Raw genomic sequence first — 9,717 nt, forward strand, 5'->3', positions numbered from 1 at the left:
ACCTATGGACGTCATCATTGAAAACCTCCCCCAGTATTGGGACGGCTTTCTCAGAACCCTCTTCCTGTCCGTGGTTTCGGGGATCATTGCGCTGATCTTCGGCACCGTCCTCGCGGCAGCCCGCGTCTCGCCCATCGCAGCTTTGCGCGGGTTCAGCATGACGTACGTGGAGATTGTCCGGAACACGCCGCTGACCATCGCCTTCTTCTTTGCCGCCGTGGTCCTGCCCCGCCTCGGGGTGACATTCCAGCAGTTCGAAGTCGCCGCCATCATCGCCCTGAGCGCCTACACCTCGGCCTTCATCGCCGAAGCGGTGCGCTCCGGCGTCAACAGCGTCCCCGTCGGCCAGGCCGAGGCCGCCCGCAGCATCGGCATGAAGTTCAGCCAGGTCCTCAGCCTGATCATCCTGCCGCAGGCTCTGCGCACGGTGATCCCGCCCATGATCAACATTCTCATTGCGCTCGTGAAGAACTCCTCGGTGGCCGGCGCGTTCTACGTGCTGGAACTCTTCGGCTACGGCCGGCAGCTCGCCAACGCCAATGGCGACGCGGTGCTGTGGGTCCTGGTCGGCGTCGCCTTCTTCTACCTGCTGATAACCGTCCCGCTTGGCTATGTGGCCACCGTGGTTGAACGAAAGGTGGCGATCGCCCGATGACCTCGGTCCTTTACGACGTCCCCGGGCCCAAGGCCCGCCGCATTTCCCTGATCGGCTCCATCATCGGTGTCATCGTGATCGGCGGACTCCTGGTCCTGGCCGTCATGACACTTGCCCAGCAGGGTATCTTCGACCCCAAACGCTGGGCGGTGTTCCAGATTCCCGATGTCTGGGTGCTCATCGGCAATGGCATCCTCGCCACGCTCAGCGCGGCTGCGGTGGCTGCCGTGATCGCGTTCCCGCTCGGGCTGGTGCTGAGCCTCATGCGGATCTCCGCCATCGCCTGGATCCGGATCCCGACGCGGATCGTGCTGGAGTTCCTGCGCGGCATGCCCGTGGTCCTGATGATGTTCTTCGTGCTGCTGGTGTTCGCGACGGGCTCGTTCGTCGCGGTTGTGGCGGGTCTCGTGCTGTACAACTCGGCGATCTTCGCCGAGATCATCCGCGCCGGCATCCAGTCCCTCCCGAAGGGCCAGCGTGAAGCCGGCCTCGCGATCGGCCTCACCAGTTTCGCCTCCCGGCGCAGCATCGAGTTGCCGCAGGCGATCCGGCGCATGCTGCCGTCCCTCGTGGCACAGCTCGTCGTGCTGCTGAAGGACACCTCGCTGGGCTACATCGTGTCCTACGAGGAACTGTTGCGCAAAGTGCAGATCATGGCCGACTTCCTCGGCCCGGCCTACCTGTTCCCGGTGTTCTTCGTGGCTGCGGCGATCTACATCGCCATCAACTTCTCCGTCTCCCGCCTGGCGATCTGGATCGAGAAGCGCGGTTCCAAAAAGGCCGCCGGCGGCGTCGTGCACGTGCCGGTCGCAGGGATCCCTGCCAAGTAGGCTCCCCGCCACGCGGCCCGCTCCCGCGCCGCGCAGCCCCACACGCAAAAGGTCCGGAATCCCTATCGGGGGTTCCGGACCTTTTGCGTGTGGTCTCGTGTGAGTGGCCGTGCGGGGTCGGCCTTGTTCCGCCTGACTTGCGCCGCCCGACTTGTGCCGCCGGCCGGGTCAGGCCGTGAGCCAGCTCCGCAGCGCCCGCAGGCATTCGCGGATCGCGTCGGCCTCGACGTGTTCGTTGTCCTTGTGCGCAAGCAGGGCATCGCCCGGGCCGAAGTTCACCGCCGGGATGCCCAGCTCGCTGAAGCGGGCGACGTCGGTCCAGCCGTACTTCGGTTTCGGCGCGGCCCCGACGGCGGCAACAAAGGACGCTGCCGCCGGGTGGTGGAGTCCCGGCCGCGCGCCGGCGGCGCTGTCGGTCCGGACGACGTCGAATCCGTCCAGCAGGTCCCGGACGTGCTGCTCGGCCTCGTCCGGGGTCTTGTCGGGGGCGAAGCGGTAGTTGATTTCCACGACGCACCGGTCCGGTATGACGTTGCCGGCGGTCCCGCCGTTGACCTTTACGGCGTTGAGGCTTTCCCGGTAGTCCAGGCCGTCCACGGTGATAGTGCGGGGCTCGTACGCCGCGAGCCGGGCAAGGATCGGGGCCGCGGCGTGGATCGCGTTGCTTCCCATCCACGCCCGGGCCGAATGTGCCGCCTCACCCACGGTTGTCGCTTCGAAGCGCATCGTGCCGTTGCAGCCGCCCTCCACCGTCCCGTCAGTGGGTTCCAGCAGGATCGCGAAGTCCCCGCCCAGCAGGCTGCCGTGGTTCCGGACGAGCCGGCCCAGTCCGCTCTTGACGGCCTCGACTTCCTCATGGTCGTAGAACACGAAGGTGATGTCCTTGTCCGGTTCCGCACCGCCGTCGAACATCCCTGCGGCCAGCGCCAGCTGCACGGCGACGCCGCCCTTCATGTCGGTGGCCCCGCGGCCGTAAAGGACGCCCTCGCCGGGCGCCCCCGAAGGCCAGTAGGACGGGACGGTCCCGAGGGAGCCCTCCGTGGTCGGCAGGGGCACGGTGTCCAGGTGCCCGGCCAGGATGACCCGTTCGGCGCGGCCGAGGTTGGTACGGGCGATGATCGAATCCCCGTCGCGGACCAGCTCGAGCTGCGGAATGGTGCGGAGGGCATGCTCCACGGCGTCGGCCAGTTCCCCCTCCTCACCGGAGACGCTGTAGATGTCGATGAGCGCCGCCGTCAGCAGCGCCACGTCCTGGCGCAGGTCCAGGCGGGCGGCGGCGTGCGGGCGGGCGGTCGGGTGCGCGTTCAAGTCCGGGGCAGTCACTCTCCCACTTTATCCGCTGAACTTCGCCGCCGCCCCGGCTGTAACGGGTTTCGGGGTGGGCCTGCGCCGTCTATAGACTTGGGGCATGACTGAAACCGCTTCTTCCGCTGTGCCCGCAGACGCCCGCTCCGCCTATGGTTACGGCGTCGCCACGATCGCCACCGGCACTGGTGAAGGCACCGTCCTGGACGTCTGGTTCCCGGCTCCGGCCCTCGGAACGGCGACGGAGCGCCTCCGTGACGTCGCCAACGCGGACCAGTCGCTGCTCGACATCGCCGAGACCGGCGCCGACCCCGACCGCGGCACCGAGCAGAAGGTCGTCTTCGTCCAGATCCACCTCGACGAGGCCCCCGCGGACACGGCCGACGCCTACCTGCGCCTGCACCTGCTCTCGCACCGGCTGGTGCAGCCGAACACCATCAATCTGGACGGCATCTTCGGCAACCTCCCCAACGTGGTGTGGACCAACTTCGGACCCGCCGCTGTCGAAGGCTTCGAACTGACCCGGGCCCGGCTGCGCAAGCGCGGCGCCGTCACCGTCTTTGGCGTGGACAAGTTCCCCCGCATGGTCGACTACGTCATTCCCTCCGGCGTGCGCATCGCCGACGCCGACCGGGTCCGCCTCGGCGCGCACCTGGCCGAGGGCACCACGGTCATGCACGAGGGCTTTGTGAACTTCAACGCCGGCACGCTTGGCACGTCCATGGTGGAAGGCCGCATCTCGGCCGGCGTGGTCGCCGGTGACGGCTCCGACGTCGGCGGCGGCGCGTCGATCATGGGGACTCTCTCCGGTGGCGGCAAGGAAAAAATCTCCCTGGGCAAGCGGGTGCTGCTGGGCGCCAACTCGGGGGTGGGCATCAGCATCGGCGACGATTGCGTCGTCGAGGCCGGGCTTTACGTCACCGCGGGAACCCGCGTGCGCGTGGTCGGCGCCAAGGACGCCGACGGCGAGGACACCAGCCAGGTCGTAAAGGCCGTGGAGCTCTCCGGCGTCCCCAACCTGCTCTTCCGCCGCAACTCCTCCACCGGTGAAGTGGAGGTCCTCCCGCGCCAGGGGCAGACCGTCGAACTCAACGAGGCCCTGCACGCCAACTAAGGTTGGGTGCGGAACGCCAGGCGTTTGCAGAATGTACCGGCCCGGAAAGGGCCCGAGGGAGTAGTTTCGTGGCACGCAGAGGCAGCTTGCGCCGTCGATTTGTGCTGCTGCTGACCCTGGCCATGGTCACGGGCGGAACCTTCACCGCGATGGCCTTCGTGCAGCGGTCCGAAGTCCTCATCACCGAACACTGCACGGCTGCGGGCGGCGGCAGCTCCGACCTCGCCACGGACCAGGCCGCCAACGCCGGCCTGATCACCGCCGTCGCCGTCCGCCGGGGGCTCCCGGCCCGGGCGGCAAGCATCGCACTGGCCACGGCCATGCAGGAATCCAAACTCCGGAATATCGGCCACGGCGACCAGGCCGGGCCGGACTCCCGCGGGCTTTTCCAGCAGCGTCCCTCCCAGGGCTGGGGGACGCTGGAGCAGGTGATGGATCCGTACCACGCGACCAATGCCTTCTACGATGCCCTCGCCAAGGTCCCCGGCTACGAGGCGCTGGACATCACCGTGGCAGCGCAGCGGGTCCAGCGTTCCGCGTATCCTGACGCCTACGCCCAGCACGAGGTGATGGCCCGCGCCTTCGCCTCGTCGCTGACCGGCCAGACACCCGCAGGACTCGACTGCTCGCTGCGGGACCCGGACGCCGCCGGCGACACGGCTGCCGTGCAGGAGCGTCTGGCCGCGGCCTTCGGCGGCCTTCCGGCCTCCACCGAGGGCCGCACCCTCCTGCTCGACGCCGAGGGAACCCAGGCCTGGGCCGTGGCGCAGTGGGCGGTTGCCAACGCCAAGGCCCTCTCCATCACAGAAGTCCAGGCGGAGGGCCGCAGCTGGTCGCGCCAGGCCCGCAACGGCTGGCAGTCCGCCGATATTCCGGCGGGACAGGTCAGGGTCACGGTCGCCGAGGAGCCGACGCCGAAGCCGTAGGCCTCGCCGTCGGCTCTCCCGGCGCCCCGGGGAGGCCGGGCACGTGGGCAGCTGGGAACTTGGGGCAGCTGGGCACGTGGGCGGCCGGGCTCAGACCAGCAGGTCCACCACGGGCTGCACGTAGCTGCGGAACAGTTCCGGCTGGGACAGCAGCTCGGTGCTCATGATGATCTTGTCGGGTTCCAGGTACCAGGCCCGCGGCTCGGCAAGGGGCAGTTCAACGATGGTCAGGCTGAAGTCGTTGGCGGCGCGTCCCACCTCGAGCAGCCGGTCGTCAACCATGTCCTGCAGCAACTGCACCCCGCCGGCGGCTTCGCGCTCAGCCTCAAGGGCAACGTACTCGCCGCGGCGCTCCCGGGCCCAGGACAGCGCCGCACCGAAATGCGCCTGCAGCACACGCCGGAGGGCCGGGGAATTACTGAAGGCGCGGAAGCCGGGCGGGCCCAGTTCCGGGGACATCTCGGGATGGGCCTTCAGGAGCTGTTCCCACCAGGCTTCCCATTCCGTCTTGAGCGCGCTCAGCCCGCCGACCTCAGCAATGAGATGGGTGTGGTCCGCTGGCCGGATCTTCGGTGCCGCCTGGCAGAGCGCCGGGTGCCCCGCGCTGTCCAGGCCGGCGGCGTCGCGAACATACAGTGCAATGAGCATGGGTCCCGAAGTGTCCATGGTGATTCGCCAGCCCGGCCCGCCTGTGTGGTGCATCCGATTGCCTCCTTGGCAAGACGTACGTTTCCAGTGTATTCCTCAAGTTAACGCACGTTAATGCCCGCCGGCGTAGCTGCCCAGCCCGGTGAGATGGGACTCCAGCACGTCGGTGCACATCTGCGCGGTCATCCATTCGGGCTGCAGCAGGGCGTGCATGGTGAGCCCGTCCAGGGTGGCCAGCAGCCGCTCCGCCTCCGTGACCAGCCGCTGCTGGTCCATGGCCGCGTCTGTGTTTGCCGCTGAGGCCACTTCCATCACGAGCCGCCCGACGATCGCGGCCACGGCGCGGTGGCTCCGGTCGGCTTCCGGGGCCAGGAACGGTTTGGTCCTGGCGGCGTTCTTGAACGCCATCCAGACGCAGGCGTCAACGGCGCGTTCCTCATCCAGCGGAAGAAACTCGCCCAGCAGGGTTAACACGCCCTGGTGGTGTTCCGGGGTGCCGGGCCGCACCTCCGCGAGCCGCTCATCGGCCGCCGTCAGCCGGCTGACGATCCGGTCCACAACGACTCCGAAGGAGTGCGTCAGGAGTTCGTCGCTGCTGGCGAAGTAGTGCCGGACCGATCCGACCGCCAGCTCCGCCTCGTCCGCGACTTCGCGGAGCGAGGCCCGTTCCAGCCCGTCCGCTGCGACGATCCGGAAGACCGCTTCGACCACTTCCTGGCGCCGCAGTGCGGCGTCGACAAATTTGGGCATTAGTCTTTTTTAGCACGGATGTGCCCGGACGACGGCGGGCCACACCGTCGAGGAGCGTCCCCGCCTGGGTCAGGTGCGGCCACCGCCCGACAGGGCCCCGTCCCGGAATGCAAACGACGCCGGCCGCGCACCCCGAGGGGTGCGCGGCCGGCGTCGTACTTCTGGTCATGCCTGGGGCATCACACGGAAGGGTAGTTGCGCTCCGGCTCACCGATGTACAGCTGGCGCGGGCGGCCGATCTTGGTGTTGGGGTCGTTGATCATTTCACGCCACTGGGCGATCCAGCCCGGCAGCCGGCCAATCGCGAAGAGCACGGTGAACATCTTCTCCGGGAAGCCCATGGCCTTGTAGATCAGGCCGGTGTAGAAGTCCACGTTCGGGTAGAGCTTGCGCTGGATGAAGTAGTCATCATTCAGGGCCTTCTCCTCGAGGCGCAGGGCGATCTCCAGGAGTTCGTCGTTTCCGCCGAGCTTCGTGAGGATCTCGTGGGCCGTGGCCTTCACGATCTTGGCGCGCGGGTCGTAGTTCTTATAGACACGGTGTCCGAAGCCCATGAGGCGGACGCCGTCTTCCTTGTTCTTGACCTTTTCCATGTAGTCCTCGGGCTTGGTGCCGTCGGCCTGGATCTGGCGGAGCATCTTCAGCACGGCCTCATTGGCGCCGCCGTGGGCGGGGCCGAAGAGGGCGTTGATGCCGGCGGAGACAGAGGCAAAGAGGTTGGCGTTGGAGGAGCCGACCAGCCGGACCGTGGAGGTCGAGCAGTTCTGCTCGTGGTCGGCGTGCAGGATCAGGAGCAGGTCCAGCGCCTTGGCGACGACCGGGTCCACTTCGTACTGCTCGGCGGGCAGGCCGAAGCTCAGACGCAGGAAGTTCTCCACCAGGTTGTGGGAGTTGTCCGGGTAGAGCATCGGCTGGCCGATGCTCTTCTTCAGGGCGTACGCGGCGATGACCGGCATCTTGGCCAGCAGCCGGTAGGTTGAAACCTCGACCTGTTCGGCGTTGAAGGGGTCCAGCGAGTCCTGGTAGAACGTGGAGAGCGCGGAGACGGCCGAGGACAGCACGGGCATCGGGTGGGCGTCGCGCGGGAAGCCGCTGAAGAAGCCCTTCAGCTCTTCGTGCAGCAGGGTGTGGTGGCGGATCCGCTGGTCAAAAGCTTCCAGTTCGGTGGCGGTCGGCAGGTTGCCGTAGATCAGCAGGTAGGAAACTTCCAGGAAGCTTGAGTGCTTGGCGAGCTGCTCGATCGGGTAGCCGCGGTACCGGAGGACACCGGCGTCGCCGTCGATGTAGGTGATGGCGGAGGTGGTTGCGGCGGTATTCATGAAGCCGGGGTCGAAAGTAACGGCACCGGTCTGCTTCAGCAGTTTGGAAACGTCGTAGCCTTCGTTTCCTTCTACAACCTTGATGCGCGGGAGTTCGAGCTCGCCGCCGGCATGGCGCAGGGTTGCGCTGGTGGTCTCAGTCATGGAGTCTCCTCTGAGGCCTCGGGGGCCTCTGTAGAAAGCTGGTCCAACATCTGGTGAAGCCGCCCACGGAACCTGTCTTAGACACGGGTTCCAACGGCTGCGCTGCCTTCTTGTGGAAAGCCACCATTGATAGTCAGTTAAAAACTACCGGCAGTTTCCGGGTGGCACTAATCCAAGGCCATCCGGAACCCGCCAAAACGCGCCACTTGTGGCGCGTGTCACAGCATTGTTACGGGCCTGCGGCCAGACGCGAGGCGGCGGCGTCGATCCGCTCATCGCTTGCCGTCAGCGCGACGCGGATGAATCCGTTGCCGGCGTCCCCGTAGAAAATGCCCGGGCCGACGACGATCCCGCGGTCCGCGAGCCGTCCAACCGTGTCCCAGGTGGCTTCGCCCGCGGTGGCCCAGAGGTAGAGCCCGGCCCGGGATTCGTGGATGGTCAGTCCAAAGCGCTCGAGCGCAGGCACGATCCGTTCCCGACGCCCCCGGTAGAGGTCCTTCTGCGCCTGGACGTGGCCATCGTCGCCGAGGGCGACCCGCATGGCTTCCTGGACCGGGTAGGGAACGATCATGCCCGCGTGCTTGCGGCTGTTGACCAGGTTCGCCATGATGGCGGGGTCACCGGCCACAAAGGCGGCGCGGTAGCCGGCCAGGTTCGACTGCTTGCTCAAGGAGTACACGGCCAGCAGGCCTTCATGGGAGCCTTCCGCGACCTGTGGGTCCAGGATGCTGGGCACGGGGGCTCCCCCGCGCTGGACGTCCCATTCGCCCCACCCCAGTTCGGCGTAGCACTCGTCCGAAGCCACCACTGCGCCGAGCGCGCGGGCCTGCCGGACGATCCCGCGGAGCGATTCTGCGTCGCGGACGCTGCCGGTGGGGTTGGCCGGGGAGTTGACCCACACCAGGCGCACTCTGGCGCGGGTGGCGGCGTCGAGCTCATCGAGGTTGTCCGCGGCCACATGCTCAGCGCCGGCGAACGTGGCGCCAATGTCGTAGGTGGGGTAGGCGACAGTGGGGCGGACGACGACGTCGCCGGCCTTGAGGCCGAGCAGGAACGGGAGCCAGGCCACAAGCTCCTTGGACCCCACGGTGGGCATGATGTCCTGCGGATCCAGCCCCGGCACGCCGCGGCGGCGTTCAAACCACGCGGCGATCGCTTCCCGGAGCCCGGCTGTGCCGTGGACCGTAGGGTAGCCGGGCGCGTTCGCCGCGGCGCGGAGCGCCTCCTGCACCACTTCAGGGGTGGCATCCACCGGAGTCCCGATCGACAGGTTGGCCACTCCCCCGGGGTGTGCGGCTGCCCTGGCAATGTACGGCGCCAGGGCCTCCCACGGGTAGTCGGGCAGGCTGAGGCCGAAGCTGCGCAGCGCAGATGTCACCGATGCCCGCCTTAGCTCTCTTGGTTCTGCGGCGGCAGGGCGGCGATCATCGGGTGGTCCGTGTGGGTGTTGCCGACCTTGGCGGCCCCGCCCGGGGACCCCAGGTCATCGAAGAATTCAACGTTGGCCTTGTAGTAGTCGGCCCATTCCTCGGGGGTGTCATCCTCGTAGTAGATGGCTTCGACGGGGCAGACCGGCTCGCAGGCACCGCAGTCCACGCACTCATCGGGGTGGATGTACAGGGAACGCTCACCCTCATAGATGCAATCGACGGGGCACTCTTCAATACATGCCTTGTCCTTGACATCTACACACGGCTGCGCGATTACGTACGTCACGTCCCTGGCCTCTCCACGTTGGTTCCGGCGACTGCCGGAAAACTGCTCCCGGCCTGAGCGCCGGGCTGCTGACTTCTGAGCCTATTATCTCCCGGTCCGTTCCCGCGAACCTAGCCGGGCGTCACACGGGTCCGCACTATTGAATCTACCGGACCTAGTATGAACGTGTGAGTTCCCCGACGAGTTTGCCCCAGGAGTTCCTTGCCGCCGCCGATCTGGGAACCCGGGTGGTTGTCAGGTACCGGGTGGCGGGCGGCCTGACGGACGCCCTGGGTGAGCTGGTGGCACGCGCCGACGGCGGCTGCACCAT

The 9,717-nt window shown here is 67.4% G+C and carries 10 protein-coding genes; 4 read left to right on the forward strand and 6 right to left on the reverse strand.

What is annotated here, in order from left to right:
• Nucleotides 1-4 precede the first annotated feature (4 nt).
• Both BJQ90_RS21930 and BJQ90_RS21935 read left to right on the forward strand, forming a co-directional pair.
• Nucleotides 5-655, forward strand: coding sequence for an amino acid ABC transporter permease (locus BJQ90_RS21930; RefSeq protein ID WP_226762300.1), 651 nt, complete (start codon nt 5-7; stop codon nt 653-655).
• On the forward strand, nt 652-1,485 hold the full coding sequence (locus BJQ90_RS21935) for an amino acid ABC transporter permease (protein ID WP_226762290.1): 834 nt from the start codon (nt 652-654) through the stop codon (nt 1,483-1,485). Before BJQ90_RS21930 ends, BJQ90_RS21935 begins: the two co-directional genes overlap by 4 nt.
• A 168-nt stretch (nt 1,486-1,653) precedes the next feature.
• On the opposite strand, the gene dapE is transcribed toward BJQ90_RS21935, so the two are convergent.
• Nucleotides 1,654-2,808: a succinyl-diaminopimelate desuccinylase gene (gene dapE / locus BJQ90_RS21940; protein WP_226762291.1), complete on the reverse strand. Its 1,155-nt coding sequence runs from the start codon at nt 2,806-2,808 to the stop codon at nt 1,654-1,656.
• Nucleotides 2,809-2,893: 85 nt separating this feature from the next.
• On the opposite strand from dapE, the gene dapD reads away from it, so the two are divergent.
• Both dapD and BJQ90_RS21950 read left to right on the forward strand, forming a co-directional pair.
• Entirely contained in the window at nt 2,894-3,904 is a 1,011-nt protein-coding gene (gene dapD / locus BJQ90_RS21945; protein ID WP_226762292.1) for a 2,3,4,5-tetrahydropyridine-2,6-dicarboxylate N-succinyltransferase, read from the forward strand.
• 68 nt (nt 3,905-3,972) lie between these two features.
• Nucleotides 3,973-4,830: a hypothetical protein gene (locus BJQ90_RS21950; protein WP_226762293.1), complete on the forward strand. Its 858-nt coding sequence runs from the start codon at nt 3,973-3,975 to the stop codon at nt 4,828-4,830.
• A gap of 90 nt (nt 4,831-4,920) precedes the next feature.
• Here the strand turns inward: BJQ90_RS21950 and BJQ90_RS21955 are convergent, their stop codons facing one another.
• The 5 genes from BJQ90_RS21955 to fdxA form a co-directional block, all read right to left on the reverse strand.
• Nucleotides 4,921-5,532 carry a hypothetical protein gene (locus BJQ90_RS21955; RefSeq protein ID WP_226762294.1) on the reverse strand — a complete coding sequence of 204 codons (612 nt, stop codon included), beginning with the start codon at nt 5,530-5,532 and terminating at the stop codon, nt 4,921-4,923.
• Nucleotides 5,533-5,589: 57 nt separating this feature from the next.
• Nucleotides 5,590-6,228: a TetR/AcrR family transcriptional regulator gene (locus tag BJQ90_RS21960; RefSeq protein ID WP_226762295.1), complete on the reverse strand. Its 639-nt coding sequence runs from the start codon at nt 6,226-6,228 to the stop codon at nt 5,590-5,592.
• 179 nt (nt 6,229-6,407) lie between these two features.
• Nucleotides 6,408-7,691, reverse strand: coding sequence for a citrate synthase (locus tag BJQ90_RS21965; RefSeq protein ID WP_226762296.1), 1,284 nt, complete (start codon nt 7,689-7,691; stop codon nt 6,408-6,410).
• 229 nt (nt 7,692-7,920) lie between these two features.
• The gene (gene dapC, locus BJQ90_RS21970; RefSeq protein WP_226762297.1) at nt 7,921-9,069 is read right to left on the reverse strand and encodes a succinyldiaminopimelate transaminase; all 1,149 of its coding nucleotides are present in this window, start codon (nt 9,067-9,069) and stop codon (nt 7,921-7,923) included.
• Nucleotides 9,070-9,080: 11 nt separating this feature from the next.
• On the reverse strand, nt 9,081-9,407 hold the full coding sequence (gene fdxA, locus BJQ90_RS21975; RefSeq protein ID WP_226762298.1) for a ferredoxin: 327 nt from the start codon (nt 9,405-9,407) through the stop codon (nt 9,081-9,083).
• Nucleotides 9,408-9,717 lie beyond the last annotated feature (310 nt).

It is taken from the genome of Arthrobacter sp. SO3 (genome assembly GCF_020532825.1).
In the GTDB taxonomy this organism is placed as follows: Bacteria; Actinomycetota; Actinomycetes; order Actinomycetales; family Micrococcaceae; genus Arthrobacter.